We start from the raw sequence: 24,225 nt of genomic DNA, 5'->3' as shown, positions 1-24,225 counted from the left end.
CCGGCCCGGCGCCGCATCAACGTTCCGTTTCCGCTTCCCGCATATGCATATGGTCTACCACCGTCTCCGGGGTGTCGTGGGGGAGTGTTGGGTCGGATGCGCGTCCTGGGTCGCGTCGAGCCGCAACGGGACTGGCTGATCCGGCGCGATCAGCTCGACGCCGTTCGCCGGAGCGTCCTGCGCGCGATCCCGGTGAACGCGCTGCTTGGCCTGGCCGGAGCGCTCGTGGCGGCGCATGCGGGCGAGGCGCTGGCCGGCCTGATCTGGTTCGCCGCCTCGACCGCCGCCAACCTCCTGCGCGTCGGCCTCTGCCGGGCCCCGTGCCTCGGCCTCGTGCCGACGCCCGCGATGCCACCGGAGCGGGCCGCCGCCGCCGCCCGGTCGATCGACCGGCGCCTGCGCCTGTGCTGGCTCGCCGCGCTCCTGTCCGGCACGGTCTGGGCCTTCCTGCCGCTTCTCTGCGCGGGCTACACGTCGGACCAGACGCTCTTCTACCTCACCGTCACCTGCGGCATTACCGCGGGGGCGGTCACTCACGGCACGGCCTTCGCCCGCATTCCGGTCTGCTTCATCACGCCGCCGCTTCTCTCCGCGGCGGGCTGCCTAGCCTACGCGGGCGGGTTCGACCGCACCTGCCTTGCCGCGACGGTCGTGCTCTACCTCCTGGCCCTCGCCCGGAGCTGCGCCGCCTCCGAGGCCGGCTTCCGCGACACCAGCCGCCTGAAGCACGAGGCGACGGCACTCGCCGCGGCGCATGAGGCGGCGCACGCCAGCGCGCGCGCCCTGGCCGAGGAGATGCGGCTGCGCGCGACCCACGACGCCCTGACTGGTCTCCTCAACCGCGCCGGCTTCGCGCAGGCGGCGCACGGGCGGCTCGCCGGACAGACCTGCCTGATGCTGCTCGACCTCGACGGCTTCAAGTCGGTCAACGACATCTATGGCCACACTGTCGGGGACCGCCTGCTCACGGAGGTGGCCCGGCGCCTTGCCGAGAGCATCCCCCCGGGCTGCCGGGCCGCCCGCCTCGGCGGCGACGAGTTCGCTCTCCTGTACGATCCGGCGGCCGCGGACTGCCCGCCCGAACGGCTCGCCGAGCGCCTGATCGGGCGTGTCGCCGAGCCGTTCGACGGCTTCGACGCTGGCCGCCTCGGCATGAGCGTCGGTATCTGCCGGCTCCCGGCCGACAGCCTGACCGACCTGCTCACCCGCGCCGACCAGGCGCTCTACGCCGCCAAGGCCGTGGGCCGGAACCGCTTCCGCGTCTTCGACGAGGGCCTGCTGCGCAGCCTGGAGATGCGGCGCGACTGCGAGCGCGACCTATCCCGGGCCCTGGCCGAGGGGACCCTCGCGGTGTGGTTCCAGCCGATCTTCGGGCAGGCGGGGCGCGAGGTGGCCGGCCTCGAGGCGCTGGTGCGCTGGCACCATCCGGTGCACGGCTGGATCCCGCCGGGCGACCTGATCGCGGCCGCCTCCGCGGCCGGCCTCACGGAATCGCTCCTGCGCTTCATCCTCGAGCAGGTCTGCACGATGATGCTGACCCTGCGCGCGCGCGGGCTCGGCGACGTGCGCGTGGCGATGAACGTCTCGCCCCGGGAGATGGCGCAGATCGCCGTGGACGAGATCGTCCTCGGGCGGCTGCGGGCCCTCGGTCTGCCCCTGCCGATGCTGGAAATCGAGATCACCGAGGAGACAGCGCTCGATATCGAGGCCACGCAGGGCAAGATCGCCGCCCTGTCGCAGGCCGGGATCCGCCTCGCGCTCGACGATTTCGGGGTGGGCTACTCCGCCCTCGCCTCACTGCGCGCCCTGCGGGCCGACCGGATCAAGATCGACCGCAGCCTCGTCACCGGCCTCACCGCCGTGGACGACAAGCGCGGGCTGGTCCAGGCAGTGCTCGGCCTCGGCCGCGCGCTCGGCCTCGACGTGGTCGCCGAGGGCGTGGAGACCGCCGAGGACCGCGCCACGCTCGAAGCGATGGGCTGCCGCTTCATGCAGGGCTACCACCTCGGTCGCCCCGCCCCGGCGGAGGCGACACTGCGAATGATGGCGGACCTGCAGGCGAGCGCGGCCTGATCGCCGTTCCGCGGACGCAAGGAAACGGAAGGACCGGCCCTACGCCCGGCCGGGAGCGCCGGCGGACTGTCATCATGTCGCCCCCGACCGGGTCCGCGGGGGCTTCCCGGCCGGGCGACGGAGCGCTACGCGCTGGGCGGCGCCGAACCAGGCGCCGCCTGCAACCGTCCCGAAGACCGTCCCAGGAGACCTCGCGATGACCCGCATCCCGCCGGACGCCCGCTTCCCGCTCCTGCGCGCGCTCGCCCTCGCCGGGCTGGTGCTCGCCGGCTCGTCCGGGCTCGCCGCCGCGCACGACTACACGGCCGGCAGCCTGAAGATCGGCCACCCCTGGTCGCGCGCGACGCCCGGGGGCGCCAAGGTCGCGGGCGGCTACGTCACCGTGACCAACACGGGCGCCGAGCCGGACCGGCTCGTCGGCGGCTCGCTCGACGAGGCCGGGCGGACCGAGCTGCACAGCATGTCGATGCAGGGAGACGTGATGAAGATGGCCCCGATCGAGGGCGGGGTCGCGATCGCCCCCGGGGAGACGATCAAGCTCGCCCCCGGCGGCAACCACATGATGTTCCTGGACTTGAAGACCCAGCTGAAGCAGGGCGCGCGAATCAAGGGCACCCTGGTCTTCGAGAAGGCCGGCACCGTGCCGGTCGAGTTCGCGGTGGAGAGCATCGCCGCCAAGGCGCCGGCGGAGGGCGGGGCCGAGGCCGGGCACGATCATTCCGGCCACAAGCATGCCCACTGAGCGGGCCTCGCGCCGCAGCGTCCTGCTCACCTTCGGCCTGCTCGGCCTCGGCCTCGCGGCGATCGTCGGGACCACCGTGGCGCTGCTGCCGGGCGGTCCGGCACGGCCGGCCATGTCGGTGGTCGGCGGACCGTTCCGGCTGCAATCGAGCAAGGGCGGGGTGCTCGATTCCGCGACGCTGGTGGGCAAGCCCTACCTCGTCGGCTTCGGTTTCACGCAATGTCCGAACGTCTGCCCGACGGTGCTGGCCGACCTCACCAACCTGATCGAGGCCCTGCACCAGGAGGGTCGCGACATCGGCGTCTACTACGTCACGGTGGACCCCGAGCGGGATACGGTCGCGGTGATGCGCGACTACATGGCCTCGTTCAGCGACCGCATCACGGGCCTGACCGGCACGCCCGAGGAGGTCGGTCAAGTCGAGCGGGCCTTCCGTGCCGAGGTGCGCAAGGTGCCCCTGAAGGACGGCGACTACACCTTCGAGCACACCGCAATGCTCTACCTGATGGATGCCGCGGGCCGCTTCGTCGGCCCGCTCGATCTCGCGGCCGGGCAGGATCTCGCCCTGAAGCAGATCCGCGCCGTGCTCTGACCCGGTCTGGCCGGGCGGCGTGCGGACGAGAATCGGCCTCGACAGCAGGGACCGCTCGCCTAGAGTGCGGGCGGCCCGTCCCCGGAGATCCGAAGCCGTGCTCCGCATCGCTGTTGCCGCCCTCCCGGCGGTCTTGCTCTGCGCCTCCGGGGCCGCGGCGCAACCGGCCCTGCCCTCCCCTGCCGAGGCGGTGCGTCTGGTGCGCGAGCACCAGACCAACGGCTTCGTCACCGTGGCGCAGACCCTGGCCTACGCGGCGCGCATGCGGCCCGAGAGCTTCCGGGTCGCCGACATCCGGGCCGAGCGTCGCGTGGGCGAAGACTTCACCCGGGTCCGGATCTGCTACTGGCTGCGCCCGCCCGGGATCCAGGCCCTGCCGAGCTGCGGGATCGGCTTCGTCGTGACGACGAACCCGGCCCATGTCGAGCCGGAGGAGCGCTTCTCTGGGCTCGGCCGCGACCTTCAGGACGGCCGCGAGGCCTTCCTGCGCGGTCTCGACCGGCAACTCGCCCTGATCGCCGACCCGCAGGCACGGAATCTGCGCACCGCGCTCGACCCCTACGACCTCTACGACGACCGCTAGGCGGATCCGGCCCGGTCGGACGATCTGCCGCCTTCCCGTCGGCACCGCTCGTCCCGATCTTCCTGGAACGGGCGGGCGGCGCGAATCACGGGTACCGCCGGGTGGCGCTAGGGTGCTCCGGCCCGACCCAGGCGGCCCGAGCGAGCGTGCGGCGTATGGAGCAGCGGGTGAGACCGCAGAGCGTGGAGCGCGGTACGCCCGTCGAGGCGCTGGCCGGCACGATCGAGCGCGTCACCTTCCACAGCCCGGAGACCGGCTTCTGCGTGTTGAAGGTGCAGGCCAGGGGGCGGCGCGAGCTCGTTCCGGTGGTCGGCCACGCGCCCGCGGTCGCGGCCGGCGAGTGGATCACCGCCACGGGCACGTGGTTCTCCGACCGCCAGCACGGCCTGCAGTTCCGGGCCGACACCCTCAAGGTCACGCCGCCGACCGGACCGGAGGGGATCGAGCGCTATCTCGCCTCGGGTCAGATGCGCGGCATCGGGCCCGCCATGGCCCGGCGCATCGTCGCGGCCTTCGGCGAGCGCACCTTCGAGATCATTGAGGCCGAGCCGAACCGGCTCACCGAGATCGGCGGCATCGGCCGCACGCGCGCCGCCCGCATCGTCGCAAGCTGGGCCGAGCAGCGGGCGGTGCGCGAGATCATGCTGTTCCTGCACGCCCACGGCGTCGGCACGGCCCGGGCGGTGCGCATCTTCAAGACCTACGGCCACGAGTCGGTCGCGGTGATGAGCGAGGACCCGTACCGCCTCGCGCGGGAGGTGCGCGGTATCGGCTTCCGCACGGCCGACGCTATTGCAAAAAAGCTCGGGCTCGCGGCCGACGCCCCGCAGCGCCTGCGCGCGGGTGTCGCCTTCGCGCTCCAGACCGCGATGGACGAGGGGCATTGCGCGCTGCCGCTCGACCATCTCACGGACCGCGCCGGGACGCTCTTGGAGGTGGGGGCCCCGCTCGTGCGCGCGGCGATCTTCGAGGCGCTGGCCCGCGCCGAGGACGTGGTCGCCGACACGGTCGCGGGCGCGCCCTGCATCTTCCTGAAGGGCCTCCACGCCGCCGAACGGGGCGTCGCCGAGCGCCTCGTCCGCCGGGCGGCCGGCGCGCCGCCCTGGCCGGCGATCGACCTCGCGCGGGCCCTGCCCTGGGCCGAGGCGCGCACGGGCAAGACGCTCTCGCCCTCGCAGGGCGAGGCCGTGCGCCTGCTGCTCGCTGCCAAGATCGCCGTGATGACCGGCGGCCCGGGGGTCGGCAAGACGAGCACGCTCGATACCGTGCTGCGCATCCTCGCGGCCAAGGGCGTGCGCGTCCTGCTGGCGGCCCCGACCGGCCGGGCGGCCAAGCGGATGAGCGAGCAGACGGGCCTCGAGGCGCGCACCATCCACCGCCTGCTGGAGTTCGACCCCCGCCACGGCGGCTTCGCCCGCACCGAGACGAATCCCCTCTCCTGCGATCTCCTCGTCCTCGACGAGTGCTCGATGATCGACGTCCCCCTGATGCACGCGCTGCTGAAGGCGGTTCCGGAGCAGGCCGGCCTGCTCCTCGTCGGCGACGTCGACCAACTTCCCTCGGTCGGCCCCGGCCAGGTCCTCGCCGACGTGATCGCCTCGGGCGCCGTGCCGGTGGCGCGGTTGACGGAGGTGTTCCGGCAGGCGGCCGAGAGCCGGATCGTGGTCAACGCCCACCGGATCAATGCCGGCCGGATGCCGGAGCGGCCGCGTGCCGGCGAGCGGGCCGACTTCCACGTCGTCGAGATCGAGGATCCGGAGGCGGGGGTCGAGCGCCTGATCGAGGTGGTGACCCGGCGCATCCCGCGCGCCTTCGGCCTCGACCCGTCCCGCGACGTGCAAGTGCTGACGCCGATGCAGCGCGGCGCGATGGGCGCACGCAACCTCAACATCGTGCTGCAGCGGGTGCTGAACCCGGATCCGCCGGCCGAGGTGCAGCGCTTCGGCTGGCGCTTCGCGCCCGGCGACCGGGTGATGGAGACGCAGAACGACTACGACCGCGAGGTCTTCAACGGCGATCTCGGCCGGATCCTGCGCATCGACGACGAGGAGGGCGCCGTTGTGGTGGGTTTCGAGGGCCGGGAAGTGAGCTATCCGTTCGGCGAACTCGACACGTTGGTGCCGGCCTTCGCCACCACGATCCACAAGAGCCAGGGCTCCGAGTACCCGGCGGTGGTGATCCCGCTCGTGACGCAGCACTACGCGATGCTGGCGCGCAACCTGCTCTATACGGGCGTGACGCGGGGGCGGCAGCTCGTCGTACTGGTAGGCCAGCGCCGGGCGATCGCCATGGCGGTGCGCGGCGGCCACCGGCGCCGCTACACGAAGCTCGCCGAGTGGCTCGGCGCCGCGGCGCCTCAGGACCTGCGGCGCACGGCGTAGCGGAAGGCGCGGCCCTCCGCGTCGGTCAGTTCGCCGTCGGGCCCGTCGCTCCAGATCACCTGATCCTCCGGATCCGGCCGGTCGGTGAGGATCGCGCCGCGGCTGATCTCCAGCTCGATCCCGTGCCCGTAGGCGGTGCAGGTGGTGTCCCGGATGGCACCCGCGATGTCCGCCTCGTCGGGCAGGCACACGAAGAGGACGTCGTCGGCGATGGCGAGCGTGTAGGTCCGCATCTGCGAAGCTCCGTCTGCTGAGGCTGTGCCGGAGGGACCGCGGCGGCGATGGCCGACCTCCGACGCGCGGCGCGGGGGAGCCGCGGGATCGGATACGAAGACCGTCGTCCCACGGCGCCCGTCAGGTAAGCCGCCCGCGGCCGCCCGGAAGCGCCCCGCGGAGAAGGCTGCCCTGCGCCCGCCGCGTGCCGACCATGCGCGGAAGCGCACATGCCGGACGCGGCCCCTCTGGCCGGGCCCGTCCCGGCCTTGCGGGCGCCGGCCCGCTCCGCCTAGGATCCGCGCAAGGGGGTCTGGCAGCGGGAACGCGTGTGCTGGACGAAGGCTTCACCTACGGCGGCCTGCTCATGGGGCTGGCCGCGCTCGTGCTCTGGATCCGGTTGGCCCTCCGGGCATTCCCGTCCGTCGAGACCATGATCGCCCGCTATCAGGACGAGTTCGTCGTCCCCGAGGCTCGCTCCCACGGCGAGCTGGGTCGGATCGCGGCCTGCGCCACGGCGATGGCGCTGACCTTTTCGGCCATCGGCTACGCCATACCCGACTGAGGCGGACGGCCGGCATCGGATCCGGGCCGCCTTCCGCGGGCCGCGCTCACCGCATCCGTTTCATAGGGAACGCCGACCTCCAGGCGATCTCGATCACCTGAGCCCTGACGATCGACGAAAAATCGCCTGGGCCGGAGCGCCCGGATCACTTCCGATATGCGGACGCTGAAACGAGAAAGGCCCCGTTGCCGGGGCCTCGAAACACCGATCCTAGCCAAGGCTGAGGATGGTGGGCGCGACAGGGATCGAACCTGTGACCCCTACCATGTCAACGTAACCCCTGAGCTTCTCGGCTCCGAGGCAGAAAGACGGTTTATCCAAATGGATCAATGGTTTGACGTGAAGTCCAGTGCAGTCTCGTCAACCGCCGTAAAGCCCCATTTGGTCCCGAAACCCCGGTTCTGGTCCCGCCCTGGTCCCGGATGCGGTTCTCCTCTATAGGCCCGCCGACGCTTGTTCATGCAGGTCCGAGGAGGCACACCATGAGAACATTCACGGCCCATGTTGACCACGAGACGGGAGAGAGCTCAGGGGCAGGCGGCTTCCAAGTCATCGACCTGACCGACGAGAACGACGTGGATGTAATGGACCAGATGGGCGTCGATGCCGGCCAGCACTGGAACTCCGTGGACGAGCTCCGGAAGCACCTGTCCGCGCAGCTTAAGGGTGAGGAGGTAGAGGTCGAACTGGACTGACGGTCAGGCTGCCGCTGCGCGGGCCTGATACTCGACGTGGTGGTGGCCGTAGACCCGCTCGACCATCTTCGTCGACATGCCGAGGAACTCGCCGACCTCGCGGGGCGACACGCCCGCCTGGAGAAGGAGGGTCGCTCGCGTGTGCCGGAGGATGTGCGGCGTCGGCATGCCAAGGTCGTCGCGCGGGTCCGGGTTTCCGACCCTCATGGCGCCGTCGATGTCGCGGCGGTCCAGGCCGGCGAGCGCGGCAAGCCGCCCGAACGCCTTGTCGACCCGCGCTATGGGCACGCCCCGTTCATGGACGACGTGACTGCTGTCCGGGAGCCGCGTCCTGTCGGTCTCGCGCCATTCCTTCAGCCGGGGCAGGAGCCGGTCGGGGATGCGGCAGGGCGGCTGCCCCTTCCGCGACGGCGGCGCGTCCGGACCGCAGCGGTGGTACGTCCGTGCCGCCAGGTCCATGTGGCCATCGACACGGTGCCGTGCCCAGCGCGTGTCGAGTATGGCTCCGGAGCGGGTGCCGGTCGCGAAGCCGATCTCAAGGAACCGCTCCATGTGGTCGTCTTCGACGTAGGCGTCGCCGGCGGACGCACGCCACTGCGCGACGAACGGGGTGTCGTTTGCCCGCTCCCACACAGGCGAACGGGTCGAGACGTCTGACGCCACCCAGCGCCAGCCTTGGGCGACGCGGAGGAGCCGGGCGTACTCGCGCTCGGTTAGCCAATCCGGATGCGCTTGGCCGGCCTCAGGCATCGATACGACCGGCCTGGACGTGAGCGTGAATTCCTTGTGCCAAGCGCCGATGGCCGCGCTCAGCGTCTGGAGTTCGCGACGGGCGGTCTGTTCGGAGATCGGCTTGCCCGGCCCCTTGGAACCGCGCGGCTTGTGCGTCTCACCGGTTCGTGCCGTGACGTACGCCCGGCAGGTCTGCCCCCGGACCTGGGCCAGCGTCCTGCCGTCCCAATGCCTGAGGAGGTGCACGACGTGGATGGCCGCCAGTCCGGCGTTCCCGCCCGCCGACCGGCCCCCGCCGCCGCCCGCGCCGATGCGGTCCTCGATGGCCTGCTCCTTCCGGTCGAGGATGCCGAGGTAAAACGCGAGCGTGGCCGCGATGCTGACGAGGCGCGGGTCCTGGTTTGCCGGATCGTCCGTGTCGGGGGCGACGATGGCACGTTCGCGCGCCAGGGCGTCGGCCTTCCGGTCGCGCTCTACGATGTGGAGCGCGAACGCCTTTTCAGCCTCGCCGCGAGTTCTAACGCGGTCTCGGTCGAGGCGGATTTTGACGCGCTTGCCGGTGGCGGGGTCGTAGTCTCGGATCGTCCACTGCTTCCTGTCTTCTTCGTAGAGGAGGCTTGCTCCCTCGCGCTTCCTTGCCACGGCCTGTCCTTCCATTCACGGATTGACCGCCGAGTCACGAGCCACCCTCTCACTGGCCGGAACGCCTTGAGCGCACCCGTCTCGCAGGCGCGGCGCAGCTGGTACGTCGAGAACGCCGGCTCGCCGTTCGCATCCCGGATCTCCGGAGCGTGGCGGGCCAGGTCGAGCGTCATCAATGCGTCGATGTCCTCGCCGTAGAGGCCTTCGAGGACAGAGATCTTTTCGACGATTAGCTCGTAAGTCGGCATGGGGACCAGAATCGCGTAATGGGGGTCGTTGCGCCAGCTGAAACAGGCCGCAAGGTTAACGAGCGTTCCCCGCCCGGTCCCGGCTCAGGCCGACCGGAGTTGGTCGGCGTAGCCACGCCACCGGGCGAAGGTCTCGATGTCGCCGGCGGCCCGGGAGCCCTCGGCGCCCTCCTCGCACCATGCGACGAGAGCGTTCCGGTCGAAGCGGACGTCCCGGCCCTGACCGGTGTGGGGCGCTCCTAGGAGGAGCCAGCCCCGAGGCCGCCGGGTGCTGCCCCCGAGCGCGGCGGCGACGTCCTTAAGCGTGAGCATGAGGTGTTTCTCTCAGTTGTGGCGGGCGGCCCATTCCGCGAGCGCGGTCCGGAGGGCGGGCGTTACGTTGACGTAGGAGCCGTCCGAGTAGCAGCCGGGCCGGGCCACCCTAACTGGCGCGCCGGCCCGGGCCGCGAGGCGCTTCCCCGTCGAGCGCGAGCAGCCGACCGCGCTCTCCAGCATGATCAACTCGTGCTTTTCGCCGGCCGCCGGCATCCGCGCCTCGACCTCGGTCATGTCGGCAGTGATGGCCCGGCGGAACACCGCGACGGCCTGGGCCATGCGGGCTTCCCGAACGGCGTGGATACGAAGCTCGAACTGCCGACCGTGATCCTGCCCGACGCGTCGCCGACGCTCCTCGTCGCAACGCTCGGCATACCAGTGCGCGTCCACCCCGTTCGCAATCTCACGGTCGCGCCGGCGCTCGTAGATGTGCCGGACGGCCTCGCCGACGAAAAGCGCGCGGGCGGACCATGCCGACCCGTCGCCACCGTTCGCCACGTAGGCCCGGAGCACCTGCCCTTCGTCGAGCCTCCATGCGAGTTGGGCCGCGAGGTCGCGAGGGACGCGCCCGAGGCGGATGCTGTTCTTCCACCACACCTCGATTGCGTTTTCGTCGTACGGGTTTTCCGGTGCCCGGATAAGATGCAGCCGGTCGCCTTCTCGCGGGCGTACCGGCTGCTCGTCGAGCCCTTCGGTGCCGTAGTCGTAGACCTGCAGCCCGGCGACGGAGGACATGTGCCACGGCTCTCCGTTTCGGAGACGGTCGGCCTCCTCGGCGGCGTCGCTATTCTCGATCAGGGCGACGGCGGGGATCTCGGCCATTTCGCTTACTCCTGGTCGAGCGACGGCAGGGAACGGTCGTCCGCGAGCGCGGAGAACCAACTGCGGATCGCGCTCTTGCGCATGCCGTTGAAAGTGGTCTTGGTCGCAGCCGCTTGGGAAGATGCTACCTCGGCCCGGACGACGGCGATGGCGGCGTCGGGCGTCATCGATCGTGCCCGCATCAGGTCGACTGCGAGCGCGAGATCCTCGACGGACAGGCGCTCCCCAGGGCGGCCGGGGACAACCGTGACGTCGGCGTAGTCCGTCCCGGGCGTCCAAGCCGGCGCCTCCGTTTCCGAGGGCGACGCGGCGCTTTCCGTCTCCGCCAGCGGGGCGGTTGCCGGCGTCCGGGACGGGATGCCGCCGCAGCGGCCCCGCGTGTCCAGGCCGAGCCGCGCCCACCGCGAATGAACAGCCGTCGCGGTGACACCGTAGCGGCCGGCGACGTCGGCGCAGGACAGGCCTTTGGCGTGCAGGTCGCGCAGCATCTCGACGTCGGGCAGGCGGCCGCGGGATGCGGGCGACGCGGCTTCGGTGGCGGCGAGGGTGGTTTCGGCGGCAGGTGTCGGGGTCACGTCGGGCTCCGGTTCGGAAGGGATAAGGGGCAGGTCGGGGAAGACGGCGCTGATCGCGTCCGGGTCGAGGCCCTGAAGCGCCTCGGCGAGGCGGTCGTCCTGCGGCGGGAGGCGGTAGCGGCCGGTAGAGGGCTGCGCCGGGACCAGGGCCAGCGCGGCACGGATGACGGCGCCGACCGCCCGTTCATGGGCGAGGCGAGCGTCCCAGGCCTCGGCCGCCTCGACGTCGCCGCGCCGGGCGCGGATCGCGAGCGCCGAGGCGACGCCGCGCTCGGACGGGGAGATCTTTGGCGGCGTCAGGCCGCGACGCCCGTAGACGACCTGCGCGGCGACGGTGGCGCCGGGCGCGCGGATGCCGCGCACGGCGTTTACGAGGACGTGTCCCGCCTCGACGGCGACGGCGGCGTCGATCTCCGAACAGGACATGCGGCGGCCGCCGGTGCGCCGGGGAGCGACGTCACCGGCCTGGGCGCGTCCACGCTGCGCGAGCGAGTTGATCGTGCGCTGACCCAGCCAGTGCCAACGCGCGGACGCCGCCTCGAACCCGTGCGAATCGATGCGGCGCGCGACCGCGCCAGGCGCCGGCATCGCGTAGACCGCAGCGTCGATGGAGTAGACGTCGCTCACAGCATCCTCCTCTGAGCGGGCTGGCGGGGATCGGCGTCAGGCATGCGCACCGGGCGCCGCGGAGCGGGACAGGGCGCCGGCGGCGGGACGGTGCGGACCTGCGCGATGGGGCGCGCGTCGACCGGCGCGACCGGGGGCGCTTCCGGCGGGAGTGGCTCGACCGGTGGGCGGGCGGCGCGGCGGTTGAAAGACGGGCTTGCAGCGAGGCGGATGTCCGCCTCCAGGTAGCGAAGGAAATCCGGAAGGTCCCGGATGCCCTCGTCGTCCAAGAACGGGTTACGCGACATGGGCCGCGCCCTCCGCCGGCTCGACGGGGACGACGACGCGCTCCAGACCGAGCCCGGACAAGAGGCGGTCGCCCGCGGCGCGGCGCCCGTGGCGCACGTCAATAAGGTACGCGGCGGAAACGCCGAGCGCGCGGGAGGCGGCTCTGGTGGAGCCGGCCTCCTCAATGCGCCGTCGCAGCAGATCGCGCACTTCACCTGGGGTCACCTTCGGTCCCATCGAAGTTATCATCCTTATGGCCTAAGCAGTCCGACTGCCCTCGGCGACGCGACGCGTCGCCTGTAGGCAACACGGCACGATTCGATGTGCGTTTGTCCATAGGGGCAGCACGCTTTTATTTTTGTTACTTTCTACCAAAAATCGCCAAGGCCGATCCTTCGGATTTCAAAGCTTTATTCTTGGCCTGAAGGCGCCCATCAATACTTGACGTATTTCGGGGCTAGGGGGATGCTGTCCGGAGTTGCCAACGACGAACAGGATTTGTCGCCGTGCTCTCCCTCCTCATCCTCGTCATCGCCGCCGCCGGGGTCGTCGCCCCCGTGCTGCTCGCCGCCGTCGCCGCTTCCCGGGGTGCTCCCGAGCCCGCTGCCTCGGTTCCCGCGCCCATCGGGGCGGCCCTGCCGGTGGCCGCCCTCGGCCTGACGTGGCGCCGACACCGCGCTGTTCTGACCGGACGCGGCCCGCGCGTCCTTTGGCTCGGCGAGGGCGACGACGTTCGGTACGGGCGCGCGTACAAGCTTGCCCGCGAGACCCTCCGAGACGTCGGCTTCAGTTGGGGCACGGCCGAATCCGACAACGGCGTCATGCAGCCGGTGTGCTGGGAGGACCCCGCCGCTCCGGAAGCGGCGATGGACTACGCTCTCGCCGCCGCCGACGAGGCACTGGCGGAAGACGATGAGCGTCTGGCCGCCGAGGCCGCGCAGGCACTCCGGAACGCCGATCTCGACGCGGCTCTCAATGGAGAGGCCCGCCGAGCCGACCTCGCCGCCCTCCGCGAATCGCTCGACACGCAACTGTGGGCGTGGGGCACGCGGAAGCGACAGGTCGCGGAAGCCCTGCTGGCGGAGGCGCCCGGTGCCGGCGGCGTGCCCCGGAGCGGAGCGGCACGCCTCGCCCGCGACCTGGTCGCGGAGGTCGAGGCCGGCATCGCTGCGACGCGCGCCCGGGCGGCGGAGCATCCCGATCAGGACTGGCTCACCCGCGCCGACGACCCCGCCGTGCGCGAGGCCGTCCACGCCGCCGTAAGGGTGCTTACTGCCCTCGACGAGGATCAAGCCAGCGTCCGCAACCGCTCCGGATGGGGGCAGTCGCACTCCAGGCTCGGCCACGTCCTCGCGGGCCTGGAGACCCTAAGCGTCGTCGAGGCGAGCCATGCCCTCGCGGCGGTCCACCGACACCGGCGGCAGCTACCGCCGGATTTCCGGCGGGCTGTCTTCGGGACGGAGGCGTGACGATGGCCCGCCGCCGTCCCGATCCCCGCCAGCTATCCCTACTGGACCTGCTCGACCCCGCCAGGTGGGAGGGCCGTCCCGGCGAGACGCCCGAGGGGCACGCGGCCCTCAGCGCCTACCGGGCGGCTCGGCGACAGGCCGCCTGACTGCCCTGGTGCAATGCGGAGCCGCGCAGCACCATCCCCTCGTCACACTGGAGACCATCCCATGCGCCGCCTCGCCATCATGCTCGCCGTTATCCTGGCCGCCATGGCCGAAGCCGTCCGGACGACCGTCCGCCTGGTCTGGCGGGCCGGTCGATGGATCGCCGAGTCGGTCGCCGCGCCGCGCTCCCGTGCTCCCGCGGCGGCCGTCGCGGCGGACGAGGCCCTCGACGCCCTGGCGGAGGCGAGCCTGCCCGCGCCAGCGCCGGCGGTCACCGCGCCGGAGCCGGCCCCGGTCTGTCCCGCATCGGAGTGGGGGGCCGTCGCCCTGGCGTACGCCGTCGCCCGCAAGGCCGGCGAGCCCGAGCCGGACCTGCGCACCTTGGACGAGGCGGCGCTCGCCTGGCTGCGGGGCCTGGACGACGCGGACCTCGGACGCCTCCGGATGCTGACGCCGCGCCAGGCCGGCGAGCACATGCTGGGCACATGGCCGATCCCGGGGCTGTCCCTCTGCCCGACGATCCGGCAGCACCAGGCCAGCCTGCTACCGACGCCCCCGGCCCCTCGCGTCGCCGAGCCGGAGCCCGCCGCCCTCGCCTACGCCGGCCCGCGTCTCGCCTACGGCTGACGCCGGTCCCGGATGGCCACGGCCTCGGCGCGGACTGCGCGCGCCCGCATCGCAGCGAGCTCGTCCCGGAGGCGGTCGTTCTCCTCCCGCAGGGCGTGGATCTCCTGCCTGTCGCGCGCCATCCCCCGCGCGACGGTTGCCACGCGGTCCAGCGTCCGGGCAGCCTGCCGGTCCGCCGCGTCGGCCTCAGCCCGCGCGGCGCGTCCCTGCGCGAGGGCGCTCCCCAGTCCACCGGCGAAGCCCTGGAACATGCCGTCGAAGTGGGAGAGAACTGAACCAGCAGACATAGCGCGCACCATGGACAATGCAGTCTAACGCATTGATCGCATGGATGTTTCGAGCTTTCAATTAGTTGTCGCCGATATACTGAACGGTCTCTTTGGTCCGGTAGGACGGCAGCCTCTTACGCCGCCTCGGGCGGCGCCCCGATAGCCACTAACCTGATCTCGGCCCGCAGACCGAGGCTCGCCGCGACGGCGAGCAGTCTATCAAGGCCCCAGCCCTCGATGTCCCCGGCGCGAAGCTGCGTCCGGACCCTCTGGGAGTTCATGCCCGTCATCCTGCATGGCTTGGCGGAGGGGACCGGTCCCTTCACCCTCCGCCACAGGTCGATGGGGGTGCCGTGAACGCCGCCGCGATCTGCGCGGCGGTAGCCCGCTCCATCTCCGCCGCGGCGCGCCGGCCGGCATCGGCGTCGTGGCGCGCGAACTCCTGACCCTTTGAAGATCTAGCGGCTGGCCGGATGAGGCGTCTGCTCCGAGCGAAGAAGCGGACCTCCCCGGAGCGGTCAGGATATCAAGATGTCTTGATCGCCACGACTAACCATTCCAAGTCGATTGCAGCCCTCGGGGGTGTAGGCGCATTTCAAGGCTCAGTCCGACAGATGGCCGCTGACCAGCTTGTTGGTGCCGGCCACGCCGGCGTTCCGCTGATCCGCGCCCACACGTTGCCCGCGGGGACTCGCTCCTTACCCTCGGCCCGGAGCTGGTCCGCCGCGCGGAACACCTCCCACCGCCGCGGGGCCTGGGCCCGCGCCGGGTCCCCGTTGCTCTGCGCCATCGCCCGCACCTTCCGGAAGCCGTCAGGCTGCGGCGAACACGGTTAAGGAAAGGTGTCCCGACGTAGCGCGTCACGGATGCCGCTTCCTTCGATGTTGAGAATCCACCGTCGATACATCGACCCAAACGCCGCGACCACGACGGGGACGGCTGCCTCATCGAAGGCCGTACGATAGCTTGGGACCGACCGGGGCCTCTACGTCCGCCAGCATGCGTTCGGTCGCCCTCGCCGAAAGGTCGGCCAGATGGCGCACCTTGCCCAGGACCGCGTCGAACGCGGGAACCCCCTCGGACGACACTTGCGCCTCCCCGAACGCCTCCAGCGCGTGACAGGCGGTCGCCAACTCGCGGAAGCCGATCATGCCCGCCGCGGAGGCCAGCGAGTGGGCGCGATGGCGAAGCATGGAGCGAACCTCCCCCACAGCCGCGTCCCCCACGAAGCTCGTGTCGAGCTCCCGAACGAGAATGTCCAGGACCTCGCGGAGTCGGGTCGGCGACAGGAACCGACGCACCTCGCGGTATGCGTCCTCGTCGAACGCGACGGGAGGCGACGCCTGGGCGGGCACCTCGGAGAACGCCGCCTCCCGCGGAAGCCACCGGTCCACGGTCGCATAGAGCACCCCCCGGTCGAACGGCTTGCCGACGTGGTCGTCCATCCCTGCCGCGCGGAAGGCCGCGACCTGCTCCGGCAGCACGTTTGCCGTCATGGCGATCACGGGCAGCCGCGACACCGGTTCGGGGAGCGCCCGGATGCGGCGGGTCGCGGTCATCCCGTCCATGCCGGGCATCTGCACGTCCATCAGCACCAGGTCGAAGGCTCGATCCCGAACCGCGTCGACGGCCGCCTGCCCGTCCCCCACCGTCTCGACCACGTGCCCGGCCGCACCGAGCACCGCCAGGGCGAGCTCCCGATTGATTGCGGAATCGTCGACCAGCAGCAGGCGTCCCGTCCGGCGGGGCGCCGCGGCGAGGACCGGCGCAGCCACCTCGGCCGGCGCGGAGGCCCGTGGCATGCGCACGGTGAACCAGAAGGTCGAGCCGCCGCCGTCGACCGAGGAGACGCCGATCTCGCCGCCCATGAGTTCGACGAGATGCCGGCAGATGGCTAGGCCAAGCCCGGTGCCGCCAAAATCGCGCTGGATCGAGTCGTCCACTTGGCTGAAGCGCTGGAACAGCCGGTTCTGCCGGTCCTTCGGGATGCCGATGCCGGTGTCGATGACCCGGAAGCGAAGGCGGTCGGCGCCCGAGCTACCTTCCTCCGGCGCCACGTCGAGCGTGACCGACCCCGCCGCCGTGAACTTCACCGCGTTGTTGAGCAGGTTGAACAGAACCTGCCGCAGGCGGTTCTCGTCGCCCTTGAGCCAGCGCGGCAAGGCCGGGTCCATCCGAAGCCGGAGCTCCAGGCCCTTGGCGTCGGCCGGGCCTCGGACGATAGAGACGCAGTTGTCGATGAGGGCGAGCAGCGGGAACGACGCCTCGACCAACTCGATGGCCCCGGCCTCGACCTTGGAGAAATCGAGGATGTCGTTGACGACCGTCAGGAGCGCATTGCCCGAGGATCGGACGAGCTCAGCCTGACGGCGGTTGCCCGGATCGAGCCGGCCCGAGGCCAGCATCAGGTCGGTGAAGCCGATGACCGCGTTGAGCGGCGTGCGGATCTCGTGGCTCATCGAGGCCAGGAAGTCGGTCTTGGCCCGGTTAGCCCGCTCGGCCTCCGCCCGCGCCGCCTCGGCCACCGCCTTGGCCTCGGACAGCGCGATCTCGGCCACCTTGCGGGCGGTGGTATCCAGCGTCAGGCCGATCACCCGGGCCGTCCGCCCCTCGGCGTCCGCCTCGACCCGGCCGATGGCGGTGATCCAGCGCATGCCGCCGTCGGCCAGCGGCACCCGGAACTCGGTGGTGTAGCCGCCGCCGGTCTCGACGGCGCCCGCGAGGTCGGCCAGCACGCGGGGCACGTCGTCGCGGTGGGCGAGCGGCTTCCACTCGGCCTCGACGTCGAGCTCAGTCTCGCGTTCCGGCAGGCCGTGCTGGCGGGCGCACTCGGACGAGAACAGGACCCGGCCCGTCGCGACCTCGTAGTTCCAGGTGCCGGCCTGGGCCGCCTTCATCTCGGCCTCGTGGCGGTAGCGCTCGCTCAGGTCCAGGGCGATGCCAAGGAAGCCGAGTTCCTGCCCGTCGTCGGCGCGCAGGAGACTGACGTTGAGCAGCACCGGCAGCCGCTCGCCGCCCTTGGTGACGTAGGTCCATTCCCTCGGATCGGACCGGCCCGAGCGCGCCTTGGCGACGAACACCTCGAAGCCGGGCCGCACGACCCGTCCGAGTTCTCGTGAAAGGCTCACGGCACGCCGTTCGACCTCGGCCGGGTCGTGGAAGACGGCGGGCGTCGACCGGCCGACCAGTTCGTCGGCGTCGTAGCCCAGCATCCGCTCGGCGGCGGGGTTGAACAAGGTCACGATGCCCTGCATGTCGGTGGCGATGACGGCGTAACCGGCGTTGGCGAGGATGGCCTTCTGCAGCGCCGAGCCGGCCCGGAGCGCCTCGGTCCGTTCCGCGACCTGCCGTTCGAGCGAGGCGTTGGCCTCGCGGATGCGCTCCTCCGCGGCCGCCTACTCGGAAACGTCGCGCATGACCGCCGCCACGCCGGCCACCGTGCCGTCGGGCGCACGGATCGGGGAGGCGGTCACCTGCACCGGGAAGACCGTGCCGTCCTTGCGCATCCTGAGGGTCGTGAAGGTCGGCACGGCCTCGCCCCGGCGGATGCGCAGGAGGACGTCGCGCTCCTGTTCCCGGAGGTGCCCGGGGACGATGAGGTCCTCCGCCTTCCTGCCGATGGCCTCGGCGGCGGGACGGCCGAACAGCCGCTCCGCACCCGGGTTCCAGTCGGTGACGACGCCGTCGGGGGACTTGCCGACGATGGCGTCGTCCGCGTTCTCGACGATGGCCGCCAGCCGTCCCTTCTCGACCGCCGCCAGCACCTCGCGGCGCCGACCGGCCAGGCGCAGGTAGACGAGGCCCGCGAGCAGCAGCGTGCCCGTGCCGACGATGGCGGCCACGGTCGCCGGGCGGACGAGGTTCAGCCCTGCGACGAAGGCGGGACGGGCCGCCACGTCGACGAGCCAAGTCCGTCCGTGGATCGAGAGCCGCCGGGTGGCGGTGAGCCCGTCCGTCGGGGTCCCGGCCCCCTCGCGGTCCCCGTAGAAGCGCGTGGCTGTCGCCTCCATGTCGCGGATGCCGACGTCGAGGGCGGGGGAATCGAGGTCCACGCCCGCGAGCACCTCGTCGATGACGAGCGGCGCGTAGGTCCATCCCCACGTCGCCGACCGGCGCTCCTCCGCGGTGCCGGCGGGTGCACCGGGACGCGTGACCGGCAGGAACAGCAGGAAGCCGCGTTCCTTCATCCCTGAGGCCTGGACGAGGGTGATGGGCGCCGTCAGCGTCGCGCGGCCGCTCTCCATGGCCTGCAGCGCGCCCGCGCGCCGGTCCTCCTCCGAGGCGACGTCGAGGCCGACGGCCTCGCGGTTGCGCGACATGGGCTCGATGTACTGGATGACGTAGCGCTCGCCGTCATGCGGCCGGAGCTGCCGGATGCGGAAGTCCGGCGCGCCGTCCCGTCTCGCCGCCTCCGAAAACGCCTCCTGGCTCGCGGCTGGTACGCGCCGGATCAGCCCGAAGCCTCTCGCCCCCGGAAATTCCGTGTCGACGTCGCGTGTCCGGGAGTAGCGGCCGAAGCTCTCGCGTGTGATGGCGTCCTCGCCCGCGACGATCACGGCGCCACGGGCTCCGCGGGTACCGTACTCGTAAAGAGCCATGCGCCTCTCGATGAGCGAGGCCACCCGGCTCGCCGCCGCCTCGAATCGCTCGCCCTTGGTGCGCGCGTTCCATACCTCCGCCCACTGGGCCGCCCCGAGCGCGGCGAGCAGCCCGAAGACCAGCACCGACAACGCGGCGACGCAGGGGGCGGGACATTTCACGGCTCGGTCGAAGGCCGGCCATTGCCCGCGGGCGGGCGTTCCCTCCGGCTCGCCCGCGCCCGTCCCGTTCCGATGCATCCCCGCTCCCCCCGACCCGCACACACCGACGCTCGGCAACTCGCGTCCGCCGATCCCCCTGATCACCCTCCGGTCGCCCTGAGGCCCCAGATACCCGGATGCCGCTCCCGCGGCGTGGCCCTGGCGCGGGTCGGGTCCGGGAAGATCGGGCCAGGCTTCGCGGCCTGCTCGGCGATCGCCTCGAACCCGCACCACATGCACGTGGCCGGGCGCGCCGGCTTGCGTGCGTTGAACTGGGAACAGTGGGGGCAGAGGATCAGCACAGTCCCCTTCGCCGTCAGCGCTGCGTGACCGCGACCGCCGAACGTCTCGCACTCCCCGGTCACCTGCCGGATGTCCTTGCGGGTCCACATCCCCGTCCGCTCCATCGCGAGGTTCGACATCCCGGTCGGTTGCCGGGCCGGGCTTTCAGTGGCCGAAGGCGCGCCGCAGCGCCTGGGCGTCGTAGGGTTTCCGCACCACGGGGACGTGGCGCAGCCCGTCCGGGAGGCGAAGCTGCTCGCCGTAGCCGGTGGCGAACGCGAACGGCGTCCCGCGTTCCCGGAGCCGTTCCGCGACGGGCAGGCTCGTCTCCGTTCCGAGGTTCATGTCGAGCAGCGCGAAATCGGGATCGCGTGTCTCGACGATGCGCAGGGCGTCCCGCACCGAGGCCGCCGTCTCCACCGCCCGCGCGCCGAGACCGAGCAGCATCTCCTCGCCTTCGAGGGCGATGATCATGTTGTCCTCGACCAACAGGACGGTTCCGCGCAGGACGAGGCCCGCCGCCTCGATGTCCTCGTTGGCGTTGGCCGCCTCCGGCACGGCCAGCGCGGCCGGCGCCTCATGGACGAACGCCGCGGGCACGACGAAGCGCGCCTCGACGCCGCCGGGCTCGTAGCGGATTCCCGCCTCGCCCTTGAGCTCGTAGGGAACCGAACGCTCGACGATGACGCTGCCGAAGCCGCGCCGCGTCGGGGGCCGGACCGGCGGGCCCCCGGCCTCGGCCCAGTCCATGACGAGGGCCCCGTCACCCGTCCGCGCCAGGGACACGTCGACCCGCCCCCGGCTGTCGGCCAGCGCGCCGTACTTGGCCGAGTTCGTCGTCATCTCGTGGATGACCAGCGCCATCGTCGACATCGCCTGGGGTTCGAGGAGGACGTCCTCCCCGGCGACATGTACGCGGCAGGCCTTGTCGGAGAGGTAGGCCTCCGCTTCGAGCCTGATCAGGTCCCTGAGCGAGCCCGGCGTCCAGTTCATCGCGGTGATCTGGTCGTGCGCCCGGGCAAGCGCCTGGATGCGTCCCCCGACCACCGCGGCGAACTCCTCCGCCGTCGTCGCCTGCCCCCTGCTCTGGCCGACCACGCCGCGGATGAGGTTGAGGATGTTGCGGACGCGGTGGTTCAGTTCCGCGATCAGCACCTCCTGCCGCTCCTGCGCCGACCTCCGCTCCTTCTCCGAGCTGTCGGTCAGGCGCAGCACGACTTCGAGCAGCGTCACCCGGAGCGCCTCGGCGACGCGCAGGTCGGACGCGCCCCAGGGCGTGGCGGTCCCGCGCACCCTTTCCTCCCAGGCGGCGAAGCTCTTGCGCGGCGACAGGCGCCAACCGTCGTCGGACAGGGTCAGCACCTTCTCCGGCTTGCCCGCCCAGGTCACGGTCCGCGCGACCTCGCGCCGGAAGAACAGCAGGTAGTCCCGCGGCTCGCGGGAGACCGGGATGGCGAGGATGCCGGAGGCCCGGTCGGCGAAGGCCGCCGCCGGCTCGTAGGCTCCGCCCAAGGCGTGCGTGGCGTAGACCCGGCTCGTCGCCGTGCGGTTGAGGAAGCGCGTCAGGCCGGGCAGGTCCCGCACGTCGGGCGTGACGCCCTCGCAGGCCACGCGCCCCTCGACGCACAGGGCGATGCCGTCGCACGCCACGACCCCCCTCATCTCGCCGAGATAATCCTCGAAGTCGGCGACGGACGCGTCGCGCGAGGCGATGGCGCCCATGAGCCGGTTGTGCAGGTCGCGCGCACGCGCGTCGGCGGCGCGCTCGGCCTCCCGCTCCCGTCCCTCCAGGGCCCACGAGTACATCTGGCCGAACAGCTCGGACGCGGAACGCCGCGCCATCGACAGGTGGCGCGGCTCGCCATGGTGGCAGGCGAGCAGCCCCCACAGCCTGCCGTCGCGCAGGATCGACACCGACATCGACGCCGCCACGCCCATGTTCCTGAGGTACTCGATGTGGACGGGCGAGACGGCCCGCAGGGCGGCGAGCGAGAGATCCAGGGGGCGCCCGTGCGGGTCGAGCGTCGGATGCACGGGCGAGACCTCGGCGTCCACGTCGGCGATGAGGCGGATGGGATTGCGCTCGTAGAGCCGGCGCGCCTGCTGCGGGATGTCCGAGGCCGGGTAGCGCAGCCCGAGGTAGCTCTCCAGGCCCGCCCGCGCCGACTCGGCGACGACCTCCCCCGAGCCGTCCTCCGCGAAGCGGTACACCATGGCGCGGTCGAAGCCGGTCAACACGCGCATCTGCCGGACCGCCTCGCGATGGTAGGCGTCGATGCCGTCGGTCCGCTGGAGGCGGGCGAACAGGGTGCGCACGAGCTCGCCCGTATCGAGTTCCTCAGCGATGTGCGGCTCCGCCTCGACCAGGAAGCCCTCGCCACCGCGGTGCAGGGCGATGTCGAACCGCACCCCGCCGCCGAGGAGGTCGAGACCGAAGACGCGCTCGACCTGGTCGGGTCCGCGAAGGGTCTGGAGCCTGCCGCGCAGGACGTGGAGCGCCTCGACGCCCAGGATCTCGTTGGCCGGCATGCCGAGCACATCGACGGGGGACCGCCCGACATGGTCCTCCAGGCTCCCGGACGCGTGGGAGACGATCCAGTCGCTCGACAGGGCGAGCAGGAAGCCGAAGGGCTGGACCGAGCCCAGGGCATGGATCGGCTCGCGGTCGCAGGCCGACACGTCGATACGGGGAGGGCAGTGTTCAACCGCGACGTTCCGTTCGGCCATGGGGTCCGTCCTCGCTGAGAGTTCACGGACGGCACGGCCCGTCCGGCGCTCATGTTTGACGTAATTTGCGTTACGATGCTCACTTGGCGGCGGAGTAGCTACCCTCATGACAGCGATATGACTATATCGACACCATAATGCCCGCAAGTGGGTAAATTTTACCAACCCAAGGCCCTGTCCCAGGCTTGCAATCCGCTGCGTTCGTGAGTAAAAATCCGTCACGGCGTATTCGAGGAGAAGCCGCGATGGCTCCCGTGAAGGGAGACGGGACGATGACCGCCAGGAACGGGGCGTCCAGGGAGAACCGCCAGCGCCCGGGCTGGCCACCCTGCGAGGTGGCGTCGCTCGTCGAGGACGCCGGTTGGGTCGGCGTCTGGGTGCTGGGTCCGGACGGGCACCGGGTGCGGGGGTCGTCCGCCTTCAACGCGCTCTTCGGCCTCGCCGACGGGCGCGACCATGCTTGGGAGGATCTCGCCTCCGCGGTCCATCCCGGGGACCGGACGTCGTTCCGCGAGATGGAGGCGTCCCTCCGCAACGGTCTTTCGGCGGAGTGCGAGGTGCGCTCCCCCCGCGGCGACGGGTCCTGCGCCTGGATCGAGTTGCGGGCGGCCAACCCGCGCTTCGACGGGACCGCGGCCTTCGGCGCCGTCGGCATCGCGCGCGACGTCACGCTGCGCCACATGAACCAGCGCTCGGACCTTACCGGCCAGGCCCGCCTCGCCGCCCTGATCGAGGCCACCGCGGCGGTGGTCTGGACGGTCAGCCCGGACGGCCAGGCCCTCGACATGCCCCAGTGGCTCACGCTGACGGGGCAGTCGCACGAGGACGTGCAGGGGCGGGGCTGGATCGACGCCATCCATCCGGACGACCGCGGCCGGGTCGAGGCCGCCTGGGCCACGGCCGTCGCGCACCAGGCGTCCTATAACACGGATTACCGCGTCCTGTGCGCGGACGGCGTCTACCGCTGGTACAACGCCCGCGGCATCCCCATCCTCGACCCCGACGGCGAGATCCGCGAATGGGTCGGGGTCTGCCTGACCGTGCCCGGCCGCAACCGCTACCTTCCGGCCACGCCGCCCGCGCCGTCCCCCGTGGCGCCTGCGACCGACAATTCCGACCGGGAGATCACCGCCGCCCAGGTGCGCGGCGCCCGCAGTATGCTCAACTGGTCCGCCGGCGAGCTGGCGCGACGCTCGGGCGTCTCAGCCTCGACGATCCAGCGGCTAGAAACCGACACACGGCCGAACGTCCCGCGCCCGGACAACCTCGCGGCCATACGGGCGGCGCTGGAGACAGGTGGCATCGAGTTCACCTTCGAGCCCGACGCGATGCCCGGCATCCGCCCGGCGCGGAACGCTCGCCGCTGACGAAGGACAGGCGTCCCGCGCCGATGTCGCCCCTTCGCAAGATGTCCGGGACGACGCGGCGGGAGGACGTTCCCCGCCAACCGTGGGTCCCCGCGCGCGGGCCTTGCGCGGGCATCCGGACGGGGACAGGTTCACCATCCCCCAGGAGACGCAGCCATGAAACACGCGGGCGAGCACCCTACCGACTGATCGGCGGAGTGCCGCCGCGTGACGAGCCTCCGCAAACCGCGAGGCTCAGATGCCATCAAGAATCATTTGGTCGAGCGACCACCACTTCGGCCACAGGGCCATCCTCGACGAACGGATGGCGACCCGCCGCCCGTTCGCCTCCATCGAGGAGCACGACGAGACGCTGATTGCGCGCCGGGCGTAGCGGCCCTCGTCTCGTGGTTCGAAGTAGCGACCGTGGAAGATGCGGACGTCATCTTCTTCTTGAGCGTGCCCAGCGCGAGCGGCTCCTTGTGCAGGG

At 71.6% G+C, this 24,225-nt stretch carries 24 protein-coding genes; 12 read left to right on the top strand and 12 right to left on the bottom strand.

The genetic code is table 11. The features are described 5' to 3' along the window. Window positions 1–96: 96 nt before the first annotated feature. The 5 genes from MFF56_RS03490 (at window position 97) to recD2 (ending at window position 6,371) form a co-directional block, all read left to right on the top strand. Window positions 97–2,073, top strand: a complete 1,977-nt coding sequence (locus tag MFF56_RS03490) for a putative bifunctional diguanylate cyclase/phosphodiesterase (RefSeq protein ID WP_066918003.1) — start codon at window positions 97–99, stop codon at window positions 2,071–2,073. A gap of 196 nt (window positions 2,074–2,269) precedes the next feature. Further along, window positions 2,270–2,815, top strand: a complete 546-nt coding sequence (locus tag MFF56_RS03485; protein ID WP_156453428.1) for a copper chaperone PCu(A)C — start codon at window positions 2,270–2,272, stop codon at window positions 2,813–2,815. Next, the gene (locus MFF56_RS03480) at window positions 2,805–3,407 is read left to right on the top strand and encodes an SCO family protein (protein WP_066918004.1); all 603 of its coding nucleotides are present in this window, start codon (window positions 2,805–2,807) and stop codon (window positions 3,405–3,407) included. The genes MFF56_RS03485 and MFF56_RS03480 overlap by 11 nt, the downstream gene beginning before the upstream one ends. 97 nt (window positions 3,408–3,504) lie before the next feature. Further along, window positions 3,505–3,990 carry a hypothetical protein gene (locus tag MFF56_RS03475; protein ID WP_066918005.1) on the top strand — a complete coding sequence of 162 codons (486 nt, stop codon included), beginning with the start codon at window positions 3,505–3,507 and terminating at the stop codon, window positions 3,988–3,990. 155 nt (window positions 3,991–4,145) lie between these two features. Then, window positions 4,146–6,371: an SF1B family DNA helicase RecD2 gene (recD2, locus tag MFF56_RS03470; RefSeq protein ID WP_066918007.1), complete on the top strand. Its 2,226-nt coding sequence runs from the start codon at window positions 4,146–4,148 to the stop codon at window positions 6,369–6,371. Here recD2 and MFF56_RS03465 read toward each other — a convergent pair. Beyond that, window positions 6,347–6,604, bottom strand: coding sequence for a hypothetical protein (locus MFF56_RS03465; protein ID WP_066918009.1), 258 nt, complete (start codon window positions 6,602–6,604; stop codon window positions 6,347–6,349). The genes recD2 and MFF56_RS03465 overlap by 25 nt on opposite strands. Before the next feature lie 311 nt (window positions 6,605–6,915). Between MFF56_RS03465 and MFF56_RS03460 the strand changes: the two genes are divergently transcribed. Both MFF56_RS03460 and MFF56_RS03455 read left to right on the top strand, forming a co-directional pair. Next, complete coding sequence (locus MFF56_RS03460; protein WP_066918013.1) at window positions 6,916–7,149, top strand: hypothetical protein; 234 nt, start codon at window positions 6,916–6,918, stop codon at window positions 7,147–7,149. 482 nt (window positions 7,150–7,631) lie between these two features. Next, a complete protein-coding gene (locus tag MFF56_RS03455; RefSeq protein WP_238229473.1) occupies window positions 7,632–7,844 on the top strand; it encodes a hypothetical protein in 213 nt (70 codons plus the stop codon). Between the two features lie 3 nt (window positions 7,845–7,847). Here MFF56_RS03455 and MFF56_RS03450 read toward each other — a convergent pair whose 3' ends face one another. From MFF56_RS03450 to MFF56_RS03430, 5 genes are all read right to left on the bottom strand, one after another. Beyond that, window positions 7,848–9,218, bottom strand: a complete 1,371-nt coding sequence (locus tag MFF56_RS03450) for a tyrosine-type recombinase/integrase (protein ID WP_238229472.1) — start codon at window positions 9,216–9,218, stop codon at window positions 7,848–7,850. 332 nt (window positions 9,219–9,550) lie between these two features. Continuing rightward, window positions 9,551–9,778 (bottom strand): hypothetical protein, encoded by a 228-nt coding sequence (locus MFF56_RS03445; RefSeq protein ID WP_238229471.1) that lies wholly within the window; start codon window positions 9,776–9,778, stop codon window positions 9,551–9,553. A gap of 12 nt (window positions 9,779–9,790) precedes the next feature. Then, on the bottom strand, window positions 9,791–10,603 hold the full coding sequence (locus MFF56_RS03440) for an HIRAN domain-containing protein (protein WP_238229470.1): 813 nt from the start codon (window positions 10,601–10,603) through the stop codon (window positions 9,791–9,793). A 5-nt stretch (window positions 10,604–10,608) separates the two neighbouring features. After that, window positions 10,609–11,805, bottom strand: coding sequence for a hypothetical protein (locus tag MFF56_RS03435; protein WP_238229469.1), 1,197 nt, complete (start codon window positions 11,803–11,805; stop codon window positions 10,609–10,611). Window positions 11,806–12,081: 276 nt separating this feature from the next. After that, a complete protein-coding gene (locus tag MFF56_RS03430; RefSeq protein ID WP_238229468.1) occupies window positions 12,082–12,309 on the bottom strand; it encodes a transcriptional regulator in 228 nt (75 codons plus the stop codon). Between the two features lie 269 nt (window positions 12,310–12,578). On the opposite strand from MFF56_RS03430, the gene MFF56_RS03425 reads away from it, so the two are divergent. The 3 genes from MFF56_RS03425 (at window position 12,579) to MFF56_RS03415 (ending at window position 14,312) form a co-directional block, all read left to right on the top strand. Next, window positions 12,579–13,541 carry a hypothetical protein gene (locus MFF56_RS03425; protein ID WP_238229467.1) on the top strand — a complete coding sequence of 321 codons (963 nt, stop codon included), beginning with the start codon at window positions 12,579–12,581 and terminating at the stop codon, window positions 13,539–13,541. 2 nt (window positions 13,542–13,543) lie between these two features. Further along, window positions 13,544–13,687 carry a hypothetical protein gene (locus tag MFF56_RS03420; protein WP_238229466.1) on the top strand — a complete coding sequence of 48 codons (144 nt, stop codon included), beginning with the start codon at window positions 13,544–13,546 and terminating at the stop codon, window positions 13,685–13,687. Window positions 13,688–13,748: 61 nt separating this feature from the next. Beyond that, window positions 13,749–14,312, top strand: coding sequence for a hypothetical protein (locus tag MFF56_RS03415; RefSeq protein WP_238229465.1), 564 nt, complete (start codon window positions 13,749–13,751; stop codon window positions 14,310–14,312). Here MFF56_RS03415 and MFF56_RS03410 read toward each other — a convergent pair. The 6 genes from MFF56_RS03410 to MFF56_RS03385 all read right to left on the bottom strand — a co-directional run bounded on the left by MFF56_RS03410 (window position 14,303) and on the right by MFF56_RS03385 (window position 22,389). Further along, the gene (locus MFF56_RS03410) at window positions 14,303–14,599 is read right to left on the bottom strand and encodes a hypothetical protein (RefSeq protein WP_238229464.1); all 297 of its coding nucleotides are present in this window, start codon (window positions 14,597–14,599) and stop codon (window positions 14,303–14,305) included. The two genes, MFF56_RS03415 and MFF56_RS03410, sit on opposite strands and share 10 nt — an antisense overlap. Before the next feature lie 116 nt (window positions 14,600–14,715). Next, window positions 14,716–14,862: a hypothetical protein gene (locus MFF56_RS03405; RefSeq protein WP_238229463.1), complete on the bottom strand. Its 147-nt coding sequence runs from the start codon at window positions 14,860–14,862 to the stop codon at window positions 14,716–14,718. Between the two features lie 663 nt (window positions 14,863–15,525). After that, the gene (locus MFF56_RS03400; RefSeq protein WP_283207401.1) at window positions 15,526–17,874 is read right to left on the bottom strand and encodes an ATP-binding protein; all 2,349 of its coding nucleotides are present in this window, start codon (window positions 17,872–17,874) and stop codon (window positions 15,526–15,528) included. 102 nt (window positions 17,875–17,976) lie between these two features. Beyond that, window positions 17,977–19,419, bottom strand: a complete 1,443-nt coding sequence (locus MFF56_RS03395; RefSeq protein WP_238229461.1) for a CHASE domain-containing protein — start codon at window positions 19,417–19,419, stop codon at window positions 17,977–17,979. 62 nt (window positions 19,420–19,481) lie between these two features. Next, complete coding sequence (locus MFF56_RS03390; protein WP_238229460.1) at window positions 19,482–19,802, bottom strand: hypothetical protein; 321 nt, start codon at window positions 19,800–19,802, stop codon at window positions 19,482–19,484. A 25-nt stretch (window positions 19,803–19,827) separates the two neighbouring features. After that, the gene (locus tag MFF56_RS03385) at window positions 19,828–22,389 is read right to left on the bottom strand and encodes an HWE histidine kinase domain-containing protein (RefSeq protein ID WP_238229459.1); all 2,562 of its coding nucleotides are present in this window, start codon (window positions 22,387–22,389) and stop codon (window positions 19,828–19,830) included. Window positions 22,390–22,661: 272 nt separating this feature from the next. Here MFF56_RS03385 and MFF56_RS03380 point away from each other — a divergent pair, with 272 nt between their 5' ends. Then, window positions 22,662–23,756, top strand: coding sequence for a PAS domain-containing protein (locus tag MFF56_RS03380; RefSeq protein ID WP_238229458.1), 1,095 nt, complete (start codon window positions 22,662–22,664; stop codon window positions 23,754–23,756). A gap of 238 nt (window positions 23,757–23,994) precedes the next feature. Continuing rightward, the gene (locus MFF56_RS32065) at window positions 23,995–24,129 is read left to right on the top strand and encodes a hypothetical protein (protein WP_283207400.1); all 135 of its coding nucleotides are present in this window, start codon (window positions 23,995–23,997) and stop codon (window positions 24,127–24,129) included. Window positions 24,130–24,225 lie beyond the last annotated feature (96 nt).

This window comes from Methylobacterium hispanicum, assembly GCF_022179285.1.
GTDB classification, from domain to species: Bacteria; Pseudomonadota; Alphaproteobacteria; order Rhizobiales; family Beijerinckiaceae; genus Methylobacterium; species Methylobacterium hispanicum.
Note: the sequence above shows the minus strand (reverse complement) of the source record. Positions and strands in the feature narration are given on the sequence as shown.